This window comes from Paenibacillus sp. FSL R5-0407, assembly GCF_038009185.1.
GTDB lineage: Bacteria > Bacillota > Bacilli > Paenibacillales > Paenibacillaceae > Fontibacillus > Fontibacillus vini.
In genome coordinates this window covers 2,573,329-2,597,984 of sequence record NZ_JBBPAX010000001.1, presented here as the reverse complement: position 1 = coordinate 2,597,984, position 24,656 = coordinate 2,573,329, and the positions used below count along the sequence as shown (strand labels likewise).

General features: G+C 51.0%; 24 protein-coding genes and 1 other annotated feature. Of the genes, 14 read left to right on the top strand and 10 right to left on the bottom strand.

Features of this window, described 5'->3' with window-relative positions:
* Positions 1–7 precede the first annotated feature (7 nt).
* Positions 8–811 carry an NAD kinase gene (locus NYE70_RS12565; RefSeq protein WP_211025928.1) on the bottom strand — a complete coding sequence of 268 codons (804 nt, stop codon included), beginning with the start codon at positions 809–811 and terminating at the stop codon, positions 8–10.
* Positions 812–878: 67 nt separating this feature from the next.
* Complete coding sequence (gene ylbJ, locus NYE70_RS12560) at positions 879–2,120, bottom strand: sporulation integral membrane protein YlbJ (protein WP_341046226.1); 1,242 nt, start codon at positions 2,118–2,120, stop codon at positions 879–881.
* A gap of 386 nt (positions 2,121–2,506) precedes the next feature.
* On the opposite strand from ylbJ, the gene NYE70_RS12555 reads away from it, so the two are divergent.
* Positions 2,507–2,890: a globin domain-containing protein gene (locus NYE70_RS12555; RefSeq protein ID WP_211026016.1), complete on the top strand. Its 384-nt coding sequence runs from the start codon at positions 2,507–2,509 to the stop codon at positions 2,888–2,890.
* Between the two features lie 41 nt (positions 2,891–2,931).
* Positions 2,932–3,630: a DUF2225 domain-containing protein gene (locus tag NYE70_RS12550; RefSeq protein ID WP_341046225.1), complete on the top strand. Its 699-nt coding sequence runs from the start codon at positions 2,932–2,934 to the stop codon at positions 3,628–3,630.
* A 24-nt stretch (positions 3,631–3,654) separates the two neighbouring features.
* Here NYE70_RS12550 and NYE70_RS12545 read toward each other — a convergent pair whose 3' ends face one another.
* Both NYE70_RS12545 and NYE70_RS12540 read right to left on the bottom strand, forming a co-directional pair.
* A complete protein-coding gene (locus NYE70_RS12545) occupies positions 3,655–3,885 on the bottom strand; it encodes a hypothetical protein (protein WP_211025934.1) in 231 nt (76 codons plus the stop codon).
* Positions 3,882–4,055 (bottom strand): YycC family protein, encoded by a 174-nt coding sequence (locus NYE70_RS12540; protein ID WP_211025936.1) that lies wholly within the window; start codon positions 4,053–4,055, stop codon positions 3,882–3,884. Before NYE70_RS12540 ends, NYE70_RS12545 begins: the two co-directional genes overlap by 4 nt.
* A 127-nt stretch (positions 4,056–4,182) precedes the next feature.
* Between NYE70_RS12540 and NYE70_RS12535 the strand changes: the two genes are divergently transcribed.
* Entirely contained in the window at positions 4,183–5,997 is a 1,815-nt protein-coding gene (locus NYE70_RS12535; protein WP_341046224.1) for a M3 family oligoendopeptidase, read from the top strand.
* A gap of 136 nt (positions 5,998–6,133) precedes the next feature.
* Positions 6,134–7,069, top strand: a complete 936-nt coding sequence (locus tag NYE70_RS12530; RefSeq protein ID WP_211025938.1) for a copper amine oxidase N-terminal domain-containing protein — start codon at positions 6,134–6,136, stop codon at positions 7,067–7,069.
* 57 nt (positions 7,070–7,126) lie between these two features.
* On the opposite strand, the gene NYE70_RS12525 is transcribed toward NYE70_RS12530, so the two are convergent.
* Complete coding sequence (locus NYE70_RS12525; protein ID WP_341046223.1) at positions 7,127–8,065, bottom strand: ROK family protein; 939 nt, start codon at positions 8,063–8,065, stop codon at positions 7,127–7,129.
* On the bottom strand, positions 8,062–8,766 hold the full coding sequence (locus NYE70_RS12520) for an N-acetylmannosamine-6-phosphate 2-epimerase (protein WP_211025943.1): 705 nt from the start codon (positions 8,764–8,766) through the stop codon (positions 8,062–8,064). The genes NYE70_RS12525 and NYE70_RS12520 overlap by 4 nt, the downstream gene beginning before the upstream one ends.
* 226 nt (positions 8,767–8,992) lie before the next feature.
* Here NYE70_RS12520 and NYE70_RS12515 point away from each other — a divergent pair, with 226 nt between their 5' ends.
* The 7 genes from NYE70_RS12515 to NYE70_RS12485 all read left to right on the top strand — a co-directional run bounded on the left by NYE70_RS12515 (position 8,993) and on the right by NYE70_RS12485 (position 17,436).
* Positions 8,993–10,342, top strand: a complete 1,350-nt coding sequence (locus tag NYE70_RS12515; protein ID WP_211025945.1) for an FAD-dependent oxidoreductase — start codon at positions 8,993–8,995, stop codon at positions 10,340–10,342.
* Positions 10,343–10,409: 67 nt separating this feature from the next.
* Positions 10,410–11,708 (top strand): citrate transporter, encoded by a 1,299-nt coding sequence (locus tag NYE70_RS12510; protein ID WP_213655914.1) that lies wholly within the window; start codon positions 10,410–10,412, stop codon positions 11,706–11,708.
* A gap of 44 nt (positions 11,709–11,752) precedes the next feature.
* Complete coding sequence (locus tag NYE70_RS12505) at positions 11,753–13,894, top strand: hydantoinase/oxoprolinase family protein (protein ID WP_341046221.1); 2,142 nt, start codon at positions 11,753–11,755, stop codon at positions 13,892–13,894.
* 28 nt (positions 13,895–13,922) lie between these two features.
* Positions 13,923–14,630: a hypothetical protein gene (locus NYE70_RS12500; RefSeq protein WP_211025952.1), complete on the top strand. Its 708-nt coding sequence runs from the start codon at positions 13,923–13,925 to the stop codon at positions 14,628–14,630.
* Between the two features lie 69 nt (positions 14,631–14,699).
* Complete coding sequence (locus NYE70_RS12495) at positions 14,700–15,557, top strand: MurR/RpiR family transcriptional regulator (protein WP_213655917.1); 858 nt, start codon at positions 14,700–14,702, stop codon at positions 15,555–15,557.
* A gap of 183 nt (positions 15,558–15,740) precedes the next feature.
* On the top strand, positions 15,741–16,820 hold the full coding sequence (locus tag NYE70_RS12490) for an NAD(P)/FAD-dependent oxidoreductase (protein ID WP_341046220.1): 1,080 nt from the start codon (positions 15,741–15,743) through the stop codon (positions 16,818–16,820).
* 196 nt (positions 16,821–17,016) lie between these two features.
* Positions 17,017–17,436, top strand: a complete 420-nt coding sequence (locus NYE70_RS12485) for an O-methyltransferase (RefSeq protein ID WP_213655919.1) — start codon at positions 17,017–17,019, stop codon at positions 17,434–17,436.
* Between the two features lie 88 nt (positions 17,437–17,524).
* Here the strand turns inward: NYE70_RS12485 and NYE70_RS12480 are convergent, their stop codons facing one another.
* Positions 17,525–17,761 carry an alpha/beta-type small acid-soluble spore protein gene (locus tag NYE70_RS12480; protein WP_211025960.1) on the bottom strand — a complete coding sequence of 79 codons (237 nt, stop codon included), beginning with the start codon at positions 17,759–17,761 and terminating at the stop codon, positions 17,525–17,527.
* A gap of 162 nt (positions 17,762–17,923) precedes the next feature.
* Positions 17,924–18,901: an aldose 1-epimerase gene (locus NYE70_RS12475; protein WP_341046218.1), complete on the bottom strand. Its 978-nt coding sequence runs from the start codon at positions 18,899–18,901 to the stop codon at positions 17,924–17,926.
* 139 nt (positions 18,902–19,040) lie between these two features.
* Positions 19,041–19,297 (top strand) — a binding site (T-box leader).
* 69 nt (positions 19,298–19,366) lie between these two features.
* On the opposite strand from NYE70_RS12475, the gene trpS reads away from it, so the two are divergent.
* The 3 genes from trpS (at position 19,367) to NYE70_RS12460 (ending at position 22,181) form a co-directional block, all read left to right on the top strand.
* A complete protein-coding gene (gene trpS / locus NYE70_RS12470; protein WP_341046217.1) occupies positions 19,367–20,350 on the top strand; it encodes a tryptophan--tRNA ligase in 984 nt (327 codons plus the stop codon).
* Positions 20,351–20,626: 276 nt separating this feature from the next.
* Entirely contained in the window at positions 20,627–21,568 is a 942-nt protein-coding gene (gene cyoE / locus NYE70_RS12465; protein WP_211025965.1) for a heme o synthase, read from the top strand.
* A 13-nt stretch (positions 21,569–21,581) separates the two neighbouring features.
* Positions 21,582–22,181, top strand: a complete 600-nt coding sequence (locus NYE70_RS12460; RefSeq protein ID WP_211025967.1) for an SCO family protein — start codon at positions 21,582–21,584, stop codon at positions 22,179–22,181.
* 22 nt (positions 22,182–22,203) lie between these two features.
* Here the strand turns inward: NYE70_RS12460 and NYE70_RS12455 are convergent, their stop codons facing one another.
* Positions 22,204–22,551, bottom strand: a complete 348-nt coding sequence (locus NYE70_RS12455; protein ID WP_341047585.1) for a toprim domain-containing protein — start codon at positions 22,549–22,551, stop codon at positions 22,204–22,206.
* Between the two features lie 765 nt (positions 22,552–23,316).
* Positions 23,317–24,465, bottom strand: a complete 1,149-nt coding sequence (locus tag NYE70_RS12450; RefSeq protein WP_211025969.1) for an MFS transporter — start codon at positions 24,463–24,465, stop codon at positions 23,317–23,319.
* Positions 24,466–24,656: the final 191 nt, after the last annotated feature.

Below are 24,656 nucleotides of genomic sequence, written 5' to 3'. Positions count from 1 at the left end.
AAAAGTGTTAGCCCAGGAAAGCGTTCCGGACCCGGTTCCAGAAAGGGAACGGCCGATAACGCACGAAGCTGATTTTTTGTGCGGCCACCTGGCAGCGGACGGAAATCAGATCATCCATAGGCAAATTAATGTGGTCTACAGTAAGCAGCAGGTTCTGCTCTTTTCTGGAATAAATATCGCAATGATGATGCTTCGGCAGCACCAGAGCGGATCCCATGGTCCGGAAAACCCGGTTATTGATCGAAGCGATTTCCGAGATTTGCAAAGCCTCGATGGAAGGGTGGATCATGGCTCCCCCCAGACTTTTGTTATAGGCCGTACTGCCGGATGGGGTGGAAACGCAAATGCCGTCACCGCGGAACATCTCGAACAAATGATCGTTAATATCCACCTGGGCTACGACGGTCCCGTCAACGCTTTTGAGAGTAAACTCATTTAAGCATATATAAGATGAAGTTCCCGATTTTTTGCGAATTTCCAAATCTACGAGCGGATAACGGACAATCCGGGGCTTTAGCATCCCTTCATCTTTATGGCTGCTCATCATCCGGATCAATTCGGGAATTTCATCCGCTTTCCAGTCGGCATAGAAGCCGAGATGTCCGGTATGAACGCCTACAAAGGCGATTGAAGGAATCCGGTCGATGAAAGTATGAAAGGCATGAAGCATCGTGCCATCACCGCCGATCGATACGACGATATCCGGAGATTCGGCATCCAGTTGCAGTCCTTGCTCGGACGCCATTTTATGGAAGGATTCGCTTAAGTCAACGGACAACTGATCTCCGCGGTCCAGAACGTAATATCTCAAGATGACAGGCTCCTTTATTTTTCCTTTTGTAACGATCATAATCAATTCCGAAACAGAACACAACGTTTCATTTTCCAGCCCGCTTCCCTATTCCCGGCACGATCCGGTGAATGATTCCGGCAAGCAGCGAGACAATAACGAGTGAGGCGATGAGGACCACCATCAGTGAAATCATTTTCGGAACGCCTCCCCATCCGAAGAATATCGCCCCTGTTTCTGAAGTTAGCGGGAAAAAGGCGGGGAGATGGCCCATCAGGGGGTTCCATATCAGAAGCAGAAGAACTGCGGACAAAACGGCATGAATCAGGCGGGCGATTAGGAATGGCAAATAGCGAAGATCCGCTCCGTTCAAGATGCTGGCCACCTGGGCATGGACCGACAGTCCGCCCCAGGACAGAATAAAGGCGGCGGCCGCCGCCTTGAACATCAGCGGAACTCCCGCCGGAGCCGCCGCTGCCTTGGCGCCAAGCGTCACTTCAAACAGCCCGCCGACCAGCGGCTCTGCGAGATCGGAGGGCAGGGCGACAGCCGGGAGCAGCAGCCGGACGCCGGAATACAATGCGTTCATGACATGGGAGGCCGTTAATACCTCCAGGACGACGGAGAAAAATACGACCAATCCGCCGACAACGGTCATGAGCTGCAGGGAAGAACCGACGGCTTGTCTGAGCAATTCGCCAAGACTGCGCCCGTCCTGCAGCCTTGCTTCATGCATCGCCTTCAGCGCGGTCCGGAGACTGAATGAGGGGCGGGGTGACTTTGAAGAGGGCTGGTCTTGGTTGCCTCCTCCGCCTTGGGTCCCGTAAAAGCGCATCAGCACCCCTAGCAGCAACGCGCTGCCATAATGGGAAATGGCTAGGATGCCGGCCAGTTTAGGGTTGCCAAAAAAGCCGACCGACACGGCGCCGATCAGAAAAATAGGGTCCGAAGAGGTTGTGAAAGCGACGAGGCGCTCTCCCTCTTCACGGCTAACGAGCCGCTGTTCTCTTAGTTTGGTAGCCAACTTGGCACTGACGGGATAGCCGGAGGCAAAACCCATGGCGGCCACAAATCCGCCGCTTCCAGGAATACGGAACAGCGGCTTCATCAGCGGATCCAGCAGCTTGCCGAGAAAATGCACGATTCCGAAGCCAAGCATGACCTCGGAAATGACGAAGAATGGAAAAAGGGACGGAAATAGCACGTCCCACCAAATGGCGAGCCCTCTTATTCCGGCTTCCCACGAAGCGCGAGGGAACGCCAGCATAAGCACCGCCATAAACAGCGTTGCGGCGATCAAGGATAGAGTGCTCCATCGCTTTAAATTCATTAGTAACGCCTCCACTAGGATCTTAGTGAAGTGTATGTATTCGAAGGGACAAACAGCACCAAAAAATAAAGAAAGCGATTACAAAAAGAGGCTGTATTTTTCGTTTCTTTATGTTAAAATGTGCCTATAAAGTCGAACATGGATGGAGTGTTGAAGATGAGCTTTGTCGCCGGTGTTCTCGTTTGCGCCTTTGTATACGTCATTCGCGCCTCTCTAGTCCGTTCCGGTGAAGAGGATTGGCGCAGTTACTAGACATTCCTCTGCTCAAGAGGTCACTTATACGTAGAAGCTCCGTTTCGGAGCTTTTATTTTTTTTTGCCATAAGTTTGGTATAATAAGGACAGTATAAACTTTTTTTAATAATTCGTATGAAAGATGGAGATATATTGAATCCAAGTTTAAGCATTTACGATAATTTGGGCGGAGCTGATACCATCCGGCGGCTGGTGGAGGCGTTCTATCCGAAAGTGCAGGAGAATCCTCTGCTCGGTCCGCTTTTTCCCGATGATATTTATCCGGTGATGGAGAAGCAGTATATGTTTCTGTCGCAATTTTTCGGGGGGCCGTCCCTATACTCCGATGCATACGGTCATCCGATGATGCGGGCTCGTCATCTCCCTTTCCCGGTCACGCCGGAACGGGCGGAAGCCTGGCTTGGATGCATGCGCAATGCTCTGGAGGAGATAGGGGTCGAGGAGCCGCTGCGGGAATTCGTACTTAAACGTTTGTCGGGCCCAGCTTTTCATTTCGTCAATACAACAGAGGAATAACGCGCACTTATTTTAGACGGATACGAAAGGAAGTTAATCCTGTGGAATTAGAACCTCTTTACCAGATCAAGGTGACATGCAGCCATTGCGAAGCCGTTTTCTCAACCTCACGTGTGCGTCAGAGTTTTAAACGGGCTATACGGACGGATACGGATTTTTGCGGATATTACCGGGCGGAGAATCCGGATTATTATGTAGTGCGGATTTGTCCTTCCTGCGGATTCGCGTCGACGGAAAATTTCAATCCAAAAATTAATGATATGCAGCGGAGCCGGTTCCAGGAAGTCATCGGCAAACGGTTCGTCCAACGCGATTTCGGCGGACACCGAGATTGGAACACGGCCCTCGAAACGTACAAATTGGGATTGTTATGCGCTCAAACGATCGGGGAAAAGGATCGGATCGTCGCGAGCCTGCTGCATCATATTGCCTGGCTTTACAGGTATCAGGACAACAAGGAGCAGGAGCAGCGGTTCCTGAAATTTTCCCTGGACTCCTATATCCGGGTTTATGAAAATGAGGACATGCAAGGCAGCGATGCCCGCTTGATGTACCTGATCGGTGAGCTTCATCGCCGTACGGGGAATAACAACGATGCGGTGAAATGGTTCTCCCGCGTCATCAATGACAAGCGGATTATGGACGCGGCCATGATTCGGGCCTGCCGGGAACAGTGGGCTTTGCTTCGTGAGGAAATGCTGAACGGTGGGCAGGAATTGCCGGAGGAAATGCGGGGTTAATGTAACCCCGCTGTTTTACATTTCTTAACGTAGAACGGTGTCTGTCAGCAAATAATCATTATCGCTGTCCAAGAGCATGACTTTGTTTCCGCAGCAAGGGAAGACAAGCAGCTTCTTTTTTCCCTCATGGACCTGAATAATATCGCGCGGCTTAAGGGGAAGCAGGACATTGTTTGTTCCGCAGAAGGGGCATTCAAGTACATAGACATCTTTCATGATGATGTCGTAGGGCAGCGTCTTCTCAAAAGGAATCATGATGACTGATCCGGTTTGTCGGCCTGCTGGCCAGCGGCTTCCTTCGTGGCTAGCTCCGCGATTTTTTGCAGTAATATATGTTGCGGCATATGCATAAGATGCTCGATTGGCACCTTCAGTTCGGCAGCCAGCTTGATTGCGGTTTCCGGCGAGATTTGCAATGGCTTCATAATAAAATTACCTCCTAAATGTGTTACTTAGTATACGCCCCGTTGTCGAACAGCTCAAATGGGCAAATATGTACTTATAGTTATACACTTTTATTCCGCCCGGGATCAATACGGGGGACAAGAAAGGATGAATATAGCGATGGAACAATTAAGCAATCCGGTTACGCCGACATGGGATCTTGAAAAGATTTTTACGGGAGGTTCTTCCTCAGAGGCTTTCCGGTCCTTCCTTGACCAGTTGGAGGAAGATCTCTCCTCGTTGAATGAAGGTCTGAAAGGGGCCGAGGCTCCTAAACATGCGGAGGATACCGGCCGCTTCGATGACTTGATCGAAGGTATGCAGAGCGCTTCCCGTCGCATTTTGGAAGCTTCGGGTTTTGTGGAGTGTTTGACGGCACAGGACCAGCATGACAAAAAAGCAGTGCAGCTTGAATCCAAAGTGACCGCGCTTCGAGCGAAGTACGAAACTGTGATGACGCTGTTTCAAAATATACTTCAGATGACGGAAGATTCCGTGTGGGAAGCATGGATGGCACGTCCCGAAATTTCGCCGATCTCGTTTGTGTTAAGTGAAAAGCGTCATGCGGCAAAAGAAAAGTTATCGCCTGATCTGGAGAGCCTGGTCTCGGACCTTGCCGTGGACGGCTATCATGGCTGGGGTCAGCATTACGATACGATCGTCGCCAAGGTAGGTGTTCCCTATACCGATGACAAGGGAGAAACCGTGACTCTTTCCGTTGGTCAAGCGGCGAACAAGCTTGACGATCCGGACCGGAGCGTCCGGGATACGACATTCCGCAAATGGGAAGAGGCTTGGGGCGGGGTTGCCGATTATGCTGCGGACACCTTGAACCGGTTAGCCGGGTTCCGGTTGAAAGTATACGATAAGCGCGGTTGGGAAGATGTCTTGAAGGAGCCGCTTGATATTAACCGGATGTCCCGTGAAACGCTGGATACGATGTGGCAGGTGATTGAGGAAAGCAAACCGATCTTCGTCTCTTATTTGGAACGGAAGGCAAAGCTGTTAGGCCTGGAAAAGCTGAATTGGAGCGATGTGGATGCCCCGCTGGGCGAGGTTACGGGGAAAATCACCTATGACGAGGCCGCAGCCGAAATCGTCAAGCAATTCCGGAACTTCAGTCCGAAGCTGGCGGATTTTGCGGTGCAGGCCTTTAACAAAGGCTGGATCGAAGCGGAGGATCGCCCCGGTAAACGTCCGGGCGGGTTCTGTACTTCACTGCCGGTGAGCAAGGAAACCCGGATATTCATGACCTTCGGGGGCACGGTTTCGAACATGGCGACGCTGGCGCACGAGCTTGGTCACGCTTATCATCAATATCTGATGGATGAGCTTCCGCAATTCAATCAGGACTATGCCATGAATGTAGCCGAAACGGCTTCCACCTTTGCGGAAATGATCGTGGCGGACGCTCTGGTCCGGAATGCGGCCAGTGAAAAGGAAAAAATCAGCCTTTTGGCGGACAAAATTCAGAGCGGCATCGCCTTCTTCATGAATATCCATGCCCGCTTCCTGTTTGAAACGCGGTTCTATGAGAAGCGCAAGCAAGGATTGCTGGAAGCGTCGGAATTGTGCACATTAATGGAAGAAGCGCAGCGGGAAGCGTTCCGCGGAGCATTAGGGGAATATCACCCGCATTTCTGGGCTTCCAAGCTGCATTTCTATATTACGGGTGTTCCGTTCTACAACTTCCCGTATACATTCGGATACCTGTTCAGTACCGGAATCTATGCGCTTGCCGCTCGCGAAGGAGCCGGTTTTGCCGACAAATATGACGCGCTGTTGATGGATACCGGCCGGATGACCGTTGAAGAATTGGCGGCTAAACATCTGAATGCAGACCTGAAAAAGCCTGATTTTTGGCGTGAAGCCGTGTCTGTAGTCGTGGAAGATGTGAAGCTGTTCCTGGAACTGACAAAGTAAAATCAATTTGAATACAGCCCCGCTGTCAGGGATTATCCTGATGGCGGGGCTTTTTGCGCCGATACCATATTTTTCAACTAAACATAATAATCGTGATGCCGATATTGAATTTAAGACAGATTAAGGAGGCGGATTAATGAAAAAGAAAACGTGGGTCATCGCTCTGACTTGCATCTTGGCTATAAGTTTGGTCGGCAGTCCGGTCTTTGCCAAAAACGACAACAAGGGAGCCAAACCGGACAAAAAAGAGGAAGTTTCGAAGCAAAACAAACCTAGCGGTAAACCGGTAAATGACAAAACGGAAAAAATCAATAATTCCGAAAATCAAAAGCAGCAGAAAGCGAAAGAAAAAGAAAAGGAAAAAGAAAAAGTTACCGTTACCGATGCGACATATACAGATAACAAGCGGGGGCCTCAAGGATATAAGGGGTTATTGCACGCGATTGAAAATGTTAAGGATAAGCCTGCCGGCGCGGTGGTTGCCGAGATTTTGCTGAGTAAATACGACGCGCATTTGACCGATGAAATGAGAACCGAGCTGGAGGCGATCATCGAGGCCGAAGCTGCATTATCCGAAGCCGCAGATCTGTTGGACAAGCAAGGAAGCGTAACGGATGCGGTCTACGTCCAGAAGGAAGCCATTAAAGCGAATGTGAAAAACCTCGATGGATACAAGCAGCTTGGCAAGTATTATAAAAAGCTCGGCAAACATGGCGTGAAGCTGTTTGTAAACGGAGAAGAGTCGGCCTTGGCGGTGCCTCCGGTAGTGCAAGACGGGAATACGCTGGTGCCGTTCAGAACCATTGCAGAAGCGCTCCAGGCGGAAGTAAACTGGAACGAGAAAACGAAAACAATCACGATTACAAAGGAAGACATCACCATTAAGCTGATACTCGGCAGCAAAACGGCGCTTGTCAACGGGGAGAAAAAGCAATTGGGAGTTCCCTCAACGACTGTAAAGGGCACCACGCTGGTCCCGGCCCGTTTCGTAAGTGAAGCTCTGGGGGCAGAGGTGAAATGGGAAGCGGAATCCGGTTCCGTAGTAGTTTACGAAGAAGAACAATCAAAATAATATGACAGAAGGCCGGCAGGGATACACCTTGCCGGCTTTTATGTCATGGGAAGCTATTTAATTTCTCATACCCGCTACGGAAGATGCTGCACCGACGACCCCGGCATGCTCACCTAACACGGCGGCATGAAGGAGAATTCCGTCGCCCCAGTAGACGGGCATGACGATACGGCGCAAATGCTCGCCGATTCTATCCAACAGGAAGTCTCCCTGAGCGGTAATAGCTCCAGCGAGGAGAAAGCGGCGGCAATTAAGAATGTGTGCCAGATTGGAGAGACCGATGGCGATGATTTCCGAATACTGACCGATAAGATCCAGTGACCGAGCATCCCCGCCGCGGGCTGCCGCGAACAGCTCCCTCGGATCCTGAACCCAGGAATCCGGGGCTTCATGTTCGCGCATCAGATTCTTAAGCCCGGTCACGGAAGCGTAGTTCTCCCAACAGCCGCGATTGCCGCAAGTGCATGAAAGGCCGCCCATGGCGACGATATGGTGACCGAAGGCGCCGGCATAACCGTCGTCTCCGCCTTCGATCGTGCCGCCCTTGACGATGCATCCTCCAATTCCCGTACCTATAGCAACGCATGCAAAATCGGGAATGGCCTGAGCCGCTCCTTTCCATTGTTCACCCAACGCGATGGCATGGACATCGTTCATTACGGTGACCTGGAGCCCGGACTCCTGCTCCAGCAGTTGCCTTAGTGGGGTTCCTGTCCAGCCGGGTAAATGCTCCGTCGCATAGGAAACCGTGCCGGAGCGGTCGACCGAACCGGCGGTTCCTATGCCTATGCCGAGCAGTTGCATTCCTTCCTGTTCAGCGGTCCGCCGGTGCTCCTCGATAATGTCGTACAGTTTGGCAAGGAGGGCATCTCGGCCCCGCGAGGCCTCAGTCGGCGTAGTGCGGAAGTGTCTGACGCTGCCGTCCGCGCCGACTAGCGCCGATTTGATGCCGGTGCCTCCGAGATCGATGCCGATGGCGCCTCTGATCCGGTTCATCGGGCATTACCGGCTGACTCGGCCCCCCTGATGGTACGGACGAATTGTTCCGTCACCGAATGTGGACGGGTAATCACCGTTCCAACGACGACAGCGAAGGCACCCGCCTGCAGCGCTTCGGCGGCCTGTTCCGGATTCTGAATCCGCCCCTCGGCAATGACCGGTACCTGCACGGCGGCGGCCAGCTCCTTCAACAAATGGAAGTCAGGGGCTTCGCTCTGCGGGCTGTAAGGGGTATAGCCGGACAAGGTCGTGGAGATCAGATCAAATCCCAGCGCGGCGGCGGCGATTCCTTCCTCCAAGGTTGAGACATCGGCCATCAGTAATCGGCCGGGCTGCTTTCGGACGCCGGACACCAACGTTTCCAGGGTCTCTCCATTAGGCCGCACCCGCTCTGTAGCATCTACGGCGACGATATCGGCGCCCGCAGCAAACAACAACTCCGCATCGGACAGGCACGGGGTAATGTAAACGTCCGAGCCGGGATAGTCCCGTTTCCAGATGCCGATGACCGGCAATCCGCAGCCTTCTTTAATAGCAGCCACATCCTGCGGCGAATTGGCCCGGATGGCCGCAGCTCCTCCGTCCTTGGCGGCAATCGCCATGGCTGTCATGATATGGCTTCCGTACAGCGCTTCTCCCGGATAAGCTTGACAGGATACGATCAGTTGTCCTTTCAACTGTTCCAGTATTTTCTCCATATTCTCTTTTGACTCCTTTAATAAATATAGTCTTTAAAAATATATAAAGCGCATACAACTAGATATTTCAAAGTATAAAATCATTAAACAAACATGTAAAGAAAATAATTTTCTAATTTAACGGATATTTAGAAAAAAATAAACATAATCATTTACAAGCTGGAATTATTCTGCTACTTTAGAACTCAAGAAACAGCAAACCACATACTGAGGAGGAATTGCCAAGATGGAGTCGTTTGACGTCATAGTAATGGGCGGCGGCATTTCCGGTACGATGGCCGCAGTGGCGGCCGCCAAGTCGGGCGCAAAGACGCTGATCGTGGAGCAGCAGGGCTATCTGGGCGGTACTTTGACCGCCAATGGAGTCGGCCCGATGATGACTTTTCATGCCGGGGAGAAGCAGGCTATTCAGGGATTTACGGATGAATTGATCGAAAGGCTGAAAGGGATCGGCAAATCGCCGGGGCATATTTTTGATACGGTCGGGTTCACGTACTCGGTGACTCCGTTCGATGCCGAGGCTATGAAGGTAGAACTGGAATCCATGATCCTGGAGAATGGGGGACAGATTCTGTACCACACGATGCTGGCTGAGGTGCATACGGAGGACCAGCGGATTACCGGAATTACGGTTTGCAACAAGTCCGGGTTGAGCAAGCTGTCCGCCAAAGTCTTCATCGACGGTACGGGGGACGGCGACCTGTCCGTTCGTGCGGGGGCTCCTTTCACGAAAGGACGCGAAAGCGATGGGGCGACCCAGCCGATGACCTTGAAGATGAAGATGATTAACGTCGATATTCCTAAAGTGAAGGCTTATATCCATGCCCATCCGGAGGATTTTCCGCTTTACAATGGCGACACCTCGATCATTGAGAAAGCTCCGCGGCTGTCGACCGCCGGCTTTGTCAGTCTGTTCAAGAAAGCGAAGGAGAACGGCGAGATTTCCATTCCGCGGGAGGATATTCTCTTCTTCGAAACGAATACACCGGGCGAGGTGATCATGAACACGACGCGGATTCTCGGGCATGACGGTACGGATGCATGGAGCCTAAGCCGGGCCGAGACGGAAGGTCGCAAGCAATGCAGGGAATTGGAGCGTTTTATGAAAAAATACGTTCCCGGTTTTGAAAACGCTGTCGTGGAATCTACCGGCCCAGCGATCGGCGTGCGCGGATCACGACAAATCATCGGCCTCTATACGTTGACGGCGCAAGATATTCTGTCGCAGACGAAGTTTGAGGATACGATTGCCCATTCCGGCTATCCGATCGATATCCACAGTCCCGACGGTGAAGGAACGAAGCATGAAAAGCTGGAATGGGGCGGCATGTACAGCATTCCTTACCGTTGCCTGATTACGCCGACTATCAAAAATGTTATCGTTATCGGCCGTTGCCTGTCCGCCACTTTCGAAGCCCAGGCCGCCGTCAGAACAACGCCAACGACCGGCGCCATCGGGCATGCCGGAGGGGTTGCCGCAGCGCAGGCAGCGTTGCATAACCTGGATGTCCAGCAGGTTGACGTAACCCGGGTACAAAGCGAACTGAAAAAGCAAGGCGCGTACCTGGAGCTTTAATTTGGACAAGAGAACTAACGATAGAAACCGGTTGTTTCTTAATTTGAATGATAAAGGGGATTGAACCATGAGTTCAATGATGTGGGTACAGGCAATTGGCATTTTAGTCGTATTTCTTGTCTTTTCGGCGCTGATGATGACCCGGAAGCTGCCGACGATTCTGGCGCTGCCATGTATGGCGATTCTGTTTGCATTGATCGCGGGCGTGCCTTGGTCTTCCAGTACTCCCGATACGGCCACGCTTAGCGGGACGATTCTTGCCCAAGGCTCCATGCGGCTGTCTACGGCGATAGCCGGGCTAATTTTCGGCGCCTGGTTCGGCCAGATCTTGAATAAAGTCGGGATTACCAAGGCTATTATCCGTAAAGCTGCCGAGCTGGCCGGCGACAAACCGGTGCTGATCGCCCTATTGTTCTTCGTTACGGCATCGGTTATTTTTTCCGCGGCAAGCGGTCTCGGAATGGTTATTCTCGTAGGGACGATCATTATCCCGATTATGCTGACCGCCGGAATTAGTCAATTTCTTGCCTCCGTCGTTCTGCTGACTTCCGTAGGCGTCGGGGTACTGTTCAACGTTTCCAACTGGGCGGTTTACGTGGATGTCATGGGTCTGCCGGTTTCCACCGTTGCTGACTATACTTTGATCGCCGCTTTACCGCTTATCGTAATCAGCATGATCATGATCGTGTTTTATGCCCGCCGCGATGGACGCGGACGCAAAGCATGGGCCATGCCGGCTACTTCTCCGACTCCTGAAGGAGGTCGAAAAGTGCCAACCATCGCTCTGATCAGCCCATTGGTTCCTGTAATTATGGTTTTTGCCTTTAAAATGGACATCGTGCCTGCCGTCATCATCGGTGCGGTTGCCACGTTGCTGCTGTCCTGGCCGAAACGTCCGGTACATGTGCTTTCCAGCTCCCTGGTGGAAGGAATTCAGGATGTGGCCGGAGCCTTGGGGCTGATGATCGGGATCGGTATGCTGGTCAATGCGGTTATGGCGCCTCAGGTTACGGCGATCATTTCGCCGGTCATCGAATCGGTGCTGCCGAACAGCCCGTGGATGTACATCCTGTTCTTTACGATTTTGTCGCCGCTGGCAATTTACCGCGGTCCGCTTAACGTGTGGGGCCTGGGTAGCGGGATCGCCGCTCTGTTCGTAGGGGCGGGCATGACGCCGATCGCTGCTATGCTGGCGCTTCGGGTAGTCAGCAATGTGCAGTCCGTTTCCGATCCGACCAACTCCCACAATGTTTGGGTGGCCGATTTTACGAAGAGTGACATTAACGAAATTTTGAAGCGGACTCTGCCCTGGATGGTTGCAGCCGTGTTGATCTCCATGGTGTGGGGCTCGTTCGTAGTTTTTTAGAATAAAGACGCCATGGATATAGAGAGATAGGAGGGAGATATGAAATGGGTCGAAAAGTAAGGGTTGGCATTGATGTCGGCGGTACGTTTACGGATGCGGTCGTGCTGGATAATGAAACGTTTGAGATCATCGAAAAAATGAAAATTCCGACCACCCATCACGATGAGGACGGCGTGGCGAAGGGGATTGTGCAGATTCTGCAAAGCATCTTGGCGAGTAAAGGCATTGCTCCGGAGGATGTAACTTTCATCGCCCATGGGACGACGCAGGCGACCAACGCTCTGCTGGAAGGGGATGTCGCCAGAGTCGGCATCCTCGGCATGGGGGCGGGAATGGACGGATTGAGCGCGCGCAGCGAGTCCAATCCGGGACAGATCGAACTCGCACCAGGCAAAAACCTGCAGACCTACCATACGTACCAGGATTCCAAAAATTTGAAGGATGAAGCCGTGGAGCAGGGATTGGAGGATCTGCTTTCTCAAGGGGCCGAAGTCATCGTAGCTTCCGAGGCCTACAGTGTGGATGATCCGACGAGTGAACTGCGCGTCGTCGAAGCGGCGAACCGGCGTGGCGTGTTCGCGACCGGCGGACATGAAATCTCCCAGTTATACGGCCTGCGGACTCGGACCAGGACGGCAGTAATCAACGCCAGTCTGATTCCCAAGATGATGGAGACGGCCAATATGACCGAGAAATCGGTCAAGAACGCGAACATCACCTCACAGCTGATGATCATGCGCTGCGACGGCGGGGTTATGAGCATCGACGAGGTGCGCAAGCGTCCGATCCTGACAATGCTGTCGGGGCTGGCCGCCGGCGTCGCGGGGGCGCTGATGTACGAGAAAATATCCGACGGCATCTTTTTTGAAGTCGGAGGAACGAGCGTGGATATCTCGGTTATCAAAAACGGCAAGGTCATGATCCAAAACGCGCAGGTCGGGGGACACCGCACCTACCTGCAGTCCCTGGATGTCCGGACCCTAGGCATAGCGGGCGGCAGTATGATCCGCGTGTCAGGCGGCAAGATCGTCGACGTCGGCCCGCGGAGTGCCCATATTGCCGGGAAGGCCTATGAATGCTTCGCCGATCCGGGCGAATTGAAGGATGCACAAGTTCTGTTCATCAGTCCGCGCGAAGGTGACGCCGCCGAATACGCCATTGTCCGGGGGAGCGGCGGGGAGTTTTCCTTTACGCTGGCGGGGGCGGCCAACCTGCTCGGCTACGTGCCGGAAGGCGACTATGCGTACGCCGGGAAGCAAAGCGCGGAATTGGCGTGGGACGCTTTGGGCGCGCATCTGGGAATGTCCGGAGAGTCGGCGGCCCGCCAGGTGATGGATATCGCCATCGAGAAGACAATGAAGACGGTTAATGAAATGATTGCCGATTACGAGCTCGACCGTTCTTTCGTCACTCTGGTCGGCGGAGGCGGCAGCGGAGCCGTCCTGATACCTGCCATGGCCGAGAAAGAACAAATGAAATGGCAGATCGCCAAGAATGCGCCCTTTATCTCGACGATTGGGGTAGCTCTGGCTATGGTCAAGGAGCAGATCGAACGGACGGTCATCAACCCGACCGAAGCGGATATCAAGCGGATTCGCAGCGATGTGATGGATAAGATCGTTCAGTCCGGTGCGAGCGAAGAAACCGTTGAAATCATGATCGAGATCGATAATCAGAAGAACATTTTGCGAGCGATCGCTACCGGTTCAACCGAGCTCCGGTCCAAGGATTTGGGACAGGCGGCTTTGACGGAAGAGGAAATGCGAAGTATTGCGGCGAGCTCTGTGGACGTGCCGCCCGATTCGATGGTCCTGGCTGCCCAAACCGGCCGCTGGCATTTGTTCGCCAGCGAGGAAATTCGCAAATCCTTCTTCGGCTTGCTGAAGAAGAAACGCACTTCCGTCAGCGTGGTAGACAGGGAGGGCGTGGTCCGGTTCAAGCAGGCCGGGGTTCATTACGGTCAGTTTGCCAAGAAGCAGCGGCATGATGCCTTTGTGGCTTTCCTGGATGACCACACGATTTATTCGGATGCAAATGCGACAATTCCGAAGGTATTCTTATTTTTCCGGGAAAAAATGCTCGATCTGACCGGAATGCAGACAAAGGAGCAAATGTTGTCCATTTTGGATATGGAGACGGAAATGCTGGGTGATGAGGAATTTTGGCTTGCGGTAGCGTATCAATAACCGGAAGCGGAAGGGAGCTGATGGAGCCATGACGGGGGTACGAAATAAGGAACAAGTCTTCAAGATCCGCGGCTTGGGGCTTAGCGATGAGGTGCTGGCTTTGGCCGAGCTGGAGCGGGATCCGGTTTTTCATAAAATCGCGCCCGACAAGTACGGATATTATCTGTCCCGTTCCTTGGACATGGGCAGAGAGGCCGCGGACCGGTTGAAAGGCCGGGATATCCGGGAGCTGCTCGATCAAGCGGGCGTGAAATTTAACTTGGCGGCCGCAGCCGGTACGGGAGCCTTCAAGGTCGCGCTTCGGGCCCAGTTGGATTGGAGCGGGAAGGTGCCGAAGATTACCGTTTACCGGGAATCCATGCACCAGCTTCAAATAGCGGCTGAGGCCGCGGAGGGAGCGCTTGGTCCGGTTACCTTCGACAGGATTGTGGACATCCATCTGGCACATGAGTACTATCACTTGCTGGAGTACCGCAGCGGACAATTTACGAATGAGCTGCTGGAGCCGGTGGAGTGCCTGAAAATCGGCCCCTTCCGCAGAACGGCGACGATTCTGCAGAGCAGCGAAATTGCAGCACACGCCTTCTGCAAAGGTTTACTCGGCTTGCCTTATTTACCCAGCCTATTGGATAATATTTATCTGATGCAGACAGGCCATATGAAAATGGAGCAGTTTACGGAAAATGTGAAAAAGTGGAAAATGATTTTGGGCGAGAATGGACTCCATATGCTATAATAAGTAAATCGTTTATTGCGTGAGAACGTTTTTACAGGACGTTTCTCCGCAAATGCAGGAGGACATATCATGGCTTCGCAAGTACCCGCGGTGATTGCAAAGATCATTTCGCTTAAGCAAAAGTTTACTTACGGTGAAAACCAGATCGCTCAATTTGTGATTCACAATTCCGAATTCATCAGCCAACATACGATTACGGCACTTGCCAATGAAATCGGCGTATCGGAAACAAGCATCAACCGGTTTTGCAAGAAGATCGGCTTCAAGGGTTTTAACGATTTCAAGATCGCCATTGCCCAGGATACATTCTACCGGGAAATGCAGACGCGAAAAAAAGAACGCCGCGAAATCACGCCGATCGATGGACTGGCTCTCGATTACAACGAGCTGGTCGTCAATACGTCGGCTATGGTTTCCGAGGAGGCGCTGCTGAACGTGGCGGAAATGCTGAAGAAGGCCAGACGCATTCATATATTCGGCATTTTTGATTCCTTCTTGCCCGCTATGGCTTTGAAGAACCGTCTGACGATGATCGGAATCAGCGCCGAGGCCAGCAACGACAGCAGGGCGATGAAAATCGCAGCGTCCCAAGCTACGGCGGAGGACATCGTCATCGCGTTTACCCGTTCCGGCGCGACGCCCGAAATCATCGATGCGGTTTCCACGGCGCAGATGAACCAGGCGAAGACGGTGGCCATCACCTGTTATGATTCTTCGCCGGTTACCGAGGCCGCGGAAACGAATATCATCGTACCGGACAAAATGTCGGTCAGCAACAGTGCGATGATGTCGAATCACATTACATTTTTGTTTGTAGTGGATGCCGTCACGAGCCTGCTTATATCCTCGGACAAATCCTATCTGAAGAAGAAGCTGGACAGCGAAGGCATTATTTCCAGTCGCCCTTCGGTGACGGAGTATTATTGATAGAAAATTCACAAAAAAGCGGTTTGCCGACGGAGGCAAGCCGCTTTTTGTTATCTGTCTTGAGTAGGAGCTAATTCGTACCGCGGCTTCGAGTTATTATAACTTGCTTGATGCTTAGACAAAGCTGGTCGAGGACAAAATAAGAAGTGGGGGAGTTAGTTACAGATTTAGGAGGAGACCAATATGAAGGTAGCGATTATGGGGGCCGGGTTATCAGGGTTGGCCTGCGCTATTCGCCTGGAGCAGTTGGGAATATATCCGGATATTTTCGAGAAGCGGGGAAGCATCGGGGACCGATTCGTCAACGGAGAGGTCCTGCTTACGATTTTTTCGCGACCGGTTCGTGACGAGATCTCCTATTTGGCGGATCAATATCAAATCTATCTTCACCCGACAGGGCATATCGGCGAGTTCATCATTCACTCCGAGCACGAACAGGCGAAATTGAGCGGACACCTGGGTTTCAGCAATATCCGCGGCCGACATGAGAACTCTTTCGAAAATCAGCTTGGCCGCCAGGTCAAGTCGAACATTCATTATCATTCGGAACATACCTATGAAGATCTGGCAAAGGATTATACCCATGTCATCGTGGCGACAGGCGATGCGGAATACGCATCCGAAATGAAAAATTTCGAAGTTGATCTTACAGTTACACTTAAAGGTGCAACGGTAGAAGGAGATTTTTCGCGTTACTGCGTGATGTGCTGGTTGGATGACCGCTACGCTCCGAAAGGCTACGGATATTTGATTCCTTATTCGAAGACAGAGGCTAACCTCGTAATCGCCTTCCCGGATGAATTGCATTCCCCGCCTGACAGCGGTGATGAGAAATGGAGCCTGTTCTATGAACGTGTATGCTTGGATTTAGGACAAAATTTGAAGATAACCGATCATTTTGAAGTGAACAACTACATGATCGGGCAGTGCAATGAGCCCAGAATAGGAAATACATTGTTTACGGGTAATTGCCTTGGGACGATTATGCCTTTGTTTGGATTTGGCCAGTTCCCTGCGATGTTGTCGGGAATTTATGCGGCGGAGGACTTATGCGGTCTTGGATCCTATATCGAAACGACGAAAGAAATACGTGAAAGTTACCGAAATTCTTTGATTCTCCGCAGGTGGTATGAAAAGATGGATAATTCACAAAAAGACAAACTCGTAAAAAAGATGAATGGATATTGGGGTGAGAAGCTGCTCACTACACAGATGGATGTGTTGAAAATAATCTCCCGGTTTTTGCGATGGGGCGGGAAATGACATAGAGGGATAATTTTCGCATGTCGAAAGAACAGCAAATATGTTGAATTATAGAAGAGAAAGGGGGTAAAGTCATATTTTGTATAGTAATAAATAACCATTTTTGTTGTATATTGTTGATGCTTATATAAGTATGTCCTATAATGAGACGTAAGCCCTAAGGTGCTAGGGTACTACACGGGAAGGGAGGGTGAATATGCTGAATACCGATCAGCTATCACTCGCTAGACAGGTGGATATGGTCTTTAAAGAGTTGGAATCAGAGCTTGGCGGAATGACATCGGGGACCGTATTCATCCAAATCCGAAACAACGGGATCGGAAAATTCGGGATTCGACATCATCCGATCGCAGGCCGGAACGGCCGCATGGTGGACGAGGAAGCCGGATTATCGGCGACTCAGCTTCATTCTTTTCGTACGATGGCCATTGAAGCATTAAGATACAAGAAATATTGGACTCATGGGGAAATCAGTTATGACTTTGCGATCAGACAGGACATGATTGTCGTTGACGCCATCCTAGAATCCAATTACAACATGGCAAATCTGATGATTCAGCGTTATCCGCGAAAGAATCATATTCATACATACCAAGATGCAGACGTATCTTCCTGATCAGTGCACTTATAATGTAAAAGACAGGCGACCTGCTAGCGCAGACCGCCTGTCTCCCTATATGGTATAGGGGGAAACTGAAAACCGATTACAGGTTCGAACGACCCGACAATTGCTGCTCTGCCAATTGTACCAGACGTTTTGTGATATAACCCCCGAGGGAGCCGGTTTCACGGGAAGTGTAGTTCCCATAGTAACCGTCTTGCGGGATTTGCACGCCCAATTCTTGAGCTGCCTCATATTTCAACTGTTGCAATGCAGCAGTTGCTTGAGGAACTACAAGGTTGTTAGAGCGGCTACCGCGGCCTTGGTTTTGACCTGCCATATTTGTCACCTCCTTTGGCCTTTGTGATGTTAGTATGGTTTCTGGAGCGCAAAATATTCGGCTTATCGTCAAACTATAGCAGTGGTAATTATTGCATTTCTCCCAGCAACAAATAAGGAGCCACTTCCCGTTAGGGAGATGGCTCCTTATTATAAGATGCTTTTAAGCTTCTTCAGAAGGATAGATCATATCCAGGTTTACGTTCAATTCCAGCGTCTGCCCCGGCTGAAGATCGATCAGGCCGGTTTCTGAATCCGGAAGTCCGGAATTCGGAGCGTCCGGCAGCCAGGTGTAAGGCTCGATGCAAAGGAATTGATCCGCTTCTCCTTTTGTATAGAGAACCCAGTGTTTGAAATAGGCCGGGTCCGCGGAATAATGCAGCCCATATCCGTCGCTGCGAATCAATTCGGCAAGAACGGGATTCTGACCTATTTTAAACATCGTATCAAAGTTTCTGCCTTTCATATTCAATCCGTCGTTCAATGCCGCGAGTTCTCCCAATGGAGCGGTTTCCCCGGTAGTGATTAATTCTTCATCGGATGAATAGATGCTGTCTACCGGCAGTTTCAGAGTCCATTGATCAGGCTCTCCGTCAAGCAGGAACCAGGTGTGAAGGCCTAAACCAAAAGGTGCCGGCCGGTCGCCCAAATGACTTATTTTAAAAGTTTGTTTCAAGGAAGACCCCTGTAAACGAAGGGTCATCTCCAGTTTTAAAGGAACCGGATATTGGCGCATCCAGTTGGGATCATCACTCGTCATAAATTCAGTGGTAATCGCGCAACCGTCTTCGTCCTCATCGATATCGCTGACACACCATGCCTGAGTGCGGTGAAGTCCATGGATGTGATTGTCATTTGCTGTATTCTGGTCGAATTGGTACTCCTGACCGGCATACGTAAAATGCCCTCTGCGAATTCGGCCTGGGGGAATTAACAGCGGAACCCCGAAATGATACGGCTTTTGCAGATAGAACTCAAGATCGTCTTCCTCCGGACGGCGCAGAACGTCGCGTTGCCGGGCATGATCCCATATGCTAATGACATTATTGCCAAGGCGGGGTAGCAGTGTGACTTCAAGTTCGCGGCTATGTAAGATATACGTATCGTAACCATTCCATTGCCCTTTGGTCACTTTTTTCATATCGTTGCTCCTTTTCCCACATAATAATCGTAACCCTAAGCTTGAGACTATAATAACACTTTTTTTCCGGGACGAAAAATGGATTTGACATGGCGGCTTGAAGAACTATATGATGAGCTTATATTAATGGGTGAATAAATGTAATGCGATGACAGGGACAAGTAAGCAAAAGTTTCATTTCTGCAGAAAGCCGGTGGTTGATGCGAACCGGAGGAAGAACCTTGCCGAATGGACCCTTGAGCGCCGTGCAGAACCGGAAAGGATTCTTCCTTACGCAGTATGCCGGCCGTCTGATTCCACGTTACGGAAGATAAGGCCGGGAGCCTGATGACGATGTATGTCATGAAGTTATTTTCCCGGTGAATAAGGGTGGCACCACGGTCTCACGTCCCTTGAGGATGTGGGGCCTTTTTGTTTTTTCTGTAAACCCTGACCTTACACTATATTTCTTGGAGGCTGATTTAGATGAAAAGAGTACTTTCCGGCATCCAGCCTAGCGGTAAAATTACGTTAGGCAACTATATTGGAGCCTTAAAAAATTTCGTGACCTTGCAGGATGATTATACTTGCAACTTCATGGTCGTTGATCTTCACGCAATTACAGTATCACAAGATCCTGCCGACTTGCGCGAGCAATCGGAAGCGGTGGCAGCTCTGTTCGTAGCGGCGGGAATCGATCCGAATAAGGCGAATGTGTACATGCAGTCTCATGTGCGCCAGCATTCCCAACTCGGATGGATTCTGACCACCCTGACCTCGATGGGCGAGCTTGAGCGGATGACCCAGTTCAAGGATAAAGCAGCCGGTAAGGAATCTGTCGGAGCAGGCTTGTTCGTGTATCCGGCTCTGATGGCTGCGGATATTTTGATCTATAATGCGGATTTGGTTCCCGTTGGAGAAGATCAGAAGCAGCACTTGGAATTGACGCGGGATTTGGCTGGACGCTTTAATCACCGCTTCGGCGAATACTTCACTATTCCCGAACCCTACATTCCAAAGGTGGGGGCTCGGATCATGTCGCTGGACGATGCGTCGAACAAAATGAGCAAGAGCAACCCGAATGCGGGCAGCGCGATTTACCTGCTTGATTCTCCTGCCGACATCCGTAAGAAGATCAGCCGCGCTACGACCGATTCCGGGCGTGAAGTGAAGTTCGATCCAGCCAATAAGCCGGAGGTCAGCAATCTGATCACCATTTACAGCCAATGCTCCGGGTTGTCGGTTGCCGAAGTGGAACAGCGGTACGAAGGGCAGATGTACGGTCCGTTCAAGAAGGACCTGGCCGAAGTCGTAGTTGGTACGCTGGAACCGATCCAGCAGCGTTACCGGGAAATCCGGGAGTCCGGGGAAATTCGTGACATTCTGCGCCAAGGTGCGGAGAGAGCCTCGGAAATGGCGGAGAAGACGCTGCGCGATGTGCAGAACTTAATGGGCTTCATGCCGGAATAAGAAATCAATTTGCGAAACGTGAAGTGTGACATCAAGAGAATCCGGGCAGACAATTTGTCCGGATTTTTTACTTGCTATCCATTTTTCAACTTATATAGCTAAATCAATATATAGATGTCACTGAATTGTCATAATAAACACCAATGATCAAATGATTGTCAAACACTTTCGCATTTTGATATGATAAAGTTTATAGCAAGGGCTGAAAATCATTGAATTTTCTGTGGTTTATATATACGGAACCTCTATCTCATAAATTAGGAGGCACAATCAAAAGTGGATAAACAATTCAGTTACCATTCTCCTGCGGAATCGGCGACGCTGTCCTCTGTAAGACCTTCGCCCCCGGGGGAATCGGCAACTTGGAAAGATTTTGTTGCGTTGACGAAGCCGGGAATTCTCCGCTCCAACTTGATCGCGGCATTCGCCGGGTTTTGGCTGGCTTCCCATTGGGACCTTCAATATGGAAAACTTATTTTAACGCTGATCGGGACCGTGTTGGTTATGGCGTCCTCCTGTGTCTTCAATAACTACTTTGACCGGGATCTGGACACTAAAATGGCCCGCACCAAGAACCGTGCGTTACCGGTGGGCAAGCTATCGCCGAAGACCGTTCTCTGGTATGCCGTTGCTTTGGGCATTATCGGCTTGGCCGTACTATTCGCCTTTTCAGGGCTGCTTGCCGGGGCCTTCGGGGTTGTCGGCATGTTTGTTTACGTCGTTGTTTACACGCTTTGGCTGAAGCGTACTTCCACCTGGAGCACGTCGGTCGGTGCGATTTCCGGAGCGATGCCTCCATTGATCGGATACGTCGCCGCTTCGGGAAATATCGATATGGGAGCTTGGCTCATTTTCGCCCTGTTATTTCTGTGGCAGCCTCCCCATTTCTGGGCGCTCGGCATCCGGCGCGTCGAGGAATACCGTGCTGCGGGCTTCCCGCTGCTGCCTGTAGTTAAAGGCATTCCTAGAACGAAAATACAAATGATTCCGTATATCGTGTTACTGATTCCGATTCCGGTATTAATGTATCTTTATGATTATACGGGGATCTGGTTTCTTATTATCGGAGAAATCCTGTCCGTAGCTTGGCTTTTCATGGCGCTCAAAGGATTTCGTTCAACTGACGATGAAGGTTGGGCCAAAAAGGTATTTCTGTTCTCGGTCAACTATTTGACGATCGCTTTGATCGTGATGATTTTGGATACGGTATGGTTGTAATGGAGGAGACGTCATGACCCTTTTGAAAAAGTACAAATGGACATGGATTTTGCTGGCGATCTGCGTAGTCTTGGCGGGGTATCTATTATGGGATTCTTTTGCCAAGCCAAAGCTGCCGGTCATCCGCCCGGTGGAAAGCTTCAACTTGGAAAATGTGGACGGAAAAAACGTAACCTTGGAGGATACGAACGGTAAGGTTCGACTTTTCTATTTCTTCTTCTCCAGTTGCCCGGACGTATGCCCGGTGACTACGTTCCGGTTAAGCCAAGTGCAGGATGTGCTGAAAGAAAAGGGGTTGTTTGCCAAAGACGCCTCCATTGTTTCGATCTCCTTTGATCCGGAGAGAGATACGCGAGAGAAAATCAAGGCCTTCGGAGATAAGTTTAAAGCCGATTATTCGGGCTGGTATTTCTTGCGGGGGGACCAGCAAAAAATTATGGATTTGGCGATGAACTCGTTTAAAATTCTCATTAACCAGGACCGGGACGGCAATTTCGTCCATATGGATTTGATCGGTCTGGTCGATCGGGACGGAAACCTGCGGGAAATTTACCGGCCGGAAGTAACGGCCGACGAAATTGCGAAGGCGGTAGCCGATTTGGCTAAGGAATAAATTAATTTAGTGTGATCATCAATCAAAAAGGGCTGGCCGGGGGATAAACAATAAATTCCTCCAGGCCGGCCTTTTCCAATTGCGCGATAACGTATTCGTCCGGGGTGCCTTCTACGCCTGCATAACCCCGGCGGGTATAGATCTGCTCCGCATCCGGAAAAGTGTCTCTCAGCACACCGCGGATTCTTTTGCCTGAAGGATCATTATCAAGGAACAGATATAGCTCGTCCCCCTTAACGTTCTTGCGCAGAGACTCCAGTTTTTGCGAGTTGAGCGTCCCGAAGGTACAATGAATCCGCACTTCCCCGTTCAGAAGCCGCCTTAGTTTGCTGAGGTCGTTTTTGCCCTCTACGATGATGCTGATGGACAACGTGATCACCTGCCTTATCTGTCTAATGCATGCGTCCATAGAAGGAGGCACCTACTTAGTTTATACCCCGTGTGGTTTATCATGCAAAAGTAAGAAAGCTGCCCTACGTAGCCAGCGACTACGTCAGACAGCTCCGTGCTCTGTTTTCTTATTAGTAGAAGAAAGGAGAGCGGAGAATGATGACAAGCAAAATGTACAGAACGAGGATGGCTCCTGTCGATGTCCATATGCCTCCTACCCCCGGTCCTGGTCCGCAAGGATTAACGTAGCCCATAGGTTCACCCCACTTTCATTTCGATCGGTTACTACACGATATACTATGTGGCACAATGGCCCGTGCTCTGTGTGCCAGCCTATGGGCGAAAAATTATTCGGGCAGCAGTGGACCCCTAATAATCTAGATGAGGTGGGCTCGGACCTATGGACAGAGGGTGGTGCATGCTCCTAGGAAATTAACTGGAAAACCTACAGTTAATTTCCCCCAATCTGCCGGATAATCGAAATTAACTGGAAAAACTACAGTTAATTTGTTCTTAAAGGCCCGAATCCGGCATGATCGGCGAAAATAGATGGAGGTTTTACATCTAATTTATCTAAAAGGTATATTTGTGGGGAACTAACTGTAGAAAATCCAGTTATTTCTCAGTGGGCCCTGCCTGCCTTACCCACTCTGCCACAGCTAAATTTCGGAAGCAAAAAACAAACTGTTTACAAAGCAAGTCAACTATTCCGGTTAAGGTAAGTAAGAACTTTTGAGACGTTCTGTCAGGTTCCAATGATAGCTGGAGGGGCCGGTGTATCCCGCCGTTTCGTGGGCGGGGTAAACATCAGGACGACCATCAGTAGAAGAAATGCGAAAAAATATGGCGAATGGGTCTCGTGAAGCATGCCCGCCGTGATCGGTCCGATGAACGAGCCGATGGACATGGCTATGGATTGCACTGAAAATACGGTGCCCAGCCGCTTGCCGCCGCTAAGGTCGATGAACATGGAGGCCATCGCAGGGAAAGTAATCCCTTTGGCCATTCCAAGAGCAAAGAGCGACACGGGGAGCGGAATGAAATCCAGAGCCGCCAAAGCGAAAAAGGACAGAGCAATGCCGAAAATACCCAGCAGTACCCGGTTATACGGGCTATAGCGATTCAGGAAGAGCATGGACAAAGTGACGAGCGCCCCGAGGCTGATGATCGAGAAATACAGGCCGGTATGCAAAATACCCGACGTACCTCCGGCTTGCAGCGGCAGCTCGAAGAAGAGAATCCCCTGCGAGCAGGATACGGCTAGCGGTAGCACATAGTAGCGCAAAGGGATGATGTTGATTTTGACGGGAATATGCTTTGCGTTTAAAGAGGGAGCCAACCTCTCCTTCTTCGGCTCGTGAATCGTAAAAATGGCGATGATGCCCGTGACAATCAAGAGCCAGCCTAAGGATTGAAAGGTAAGCGAGTAACCGGTCCGGGCGACCAGAAATGCGCCGGCGGCCGGGGAAACGACCGAGGCGAGCGTATGCACGACTCCATGTCCGGCCATCAGTTTTCCTTGCTGGACCGAATTTTTGGACAGGGAAGCGAGCATCGCGAGACATGCCGGGGATAAGAAGGCCAGCACGAAACCGCTGATCGACCGGAGCGCCAGGAGCTGCCAAGGCATAGTGACATGCGCTTGCAGCAATAGAATGCACCCGGCTCCGATCAGGCTGAAAATCATGTAGCCCCGGCTTCCGTGCCGGTCAACACCCTGACCGGCCAGAAGATTGCCCGGTAAATGCGTCAGGGCGTAAATGCCCATCATCCAGCCGATGAAAGTCGGAGCCGCACCTAGCGATAAAGCAAATGGCGTCAGGATGGGATACTGGGCGTGCAGATCGAAAAAAGCGAGAAACATAAAGAAATAAAGCCAAAATGCCATTTTCATTCCTTGTGCCTCCCTGGAAAGTTCTTATGATCTACTTGTACGTTTCCAAGGACGAACTTATTACCGGATTGAGGGATTCGTCCTATTTCCTGGTTTTTGCGGAAAAACGGGGTTAAGCTGACATTGGACTGGGCCATCATGTATAATGTATAAAGCATGCAGGCATGCGTGCCTGAACTGATATTAAAGAA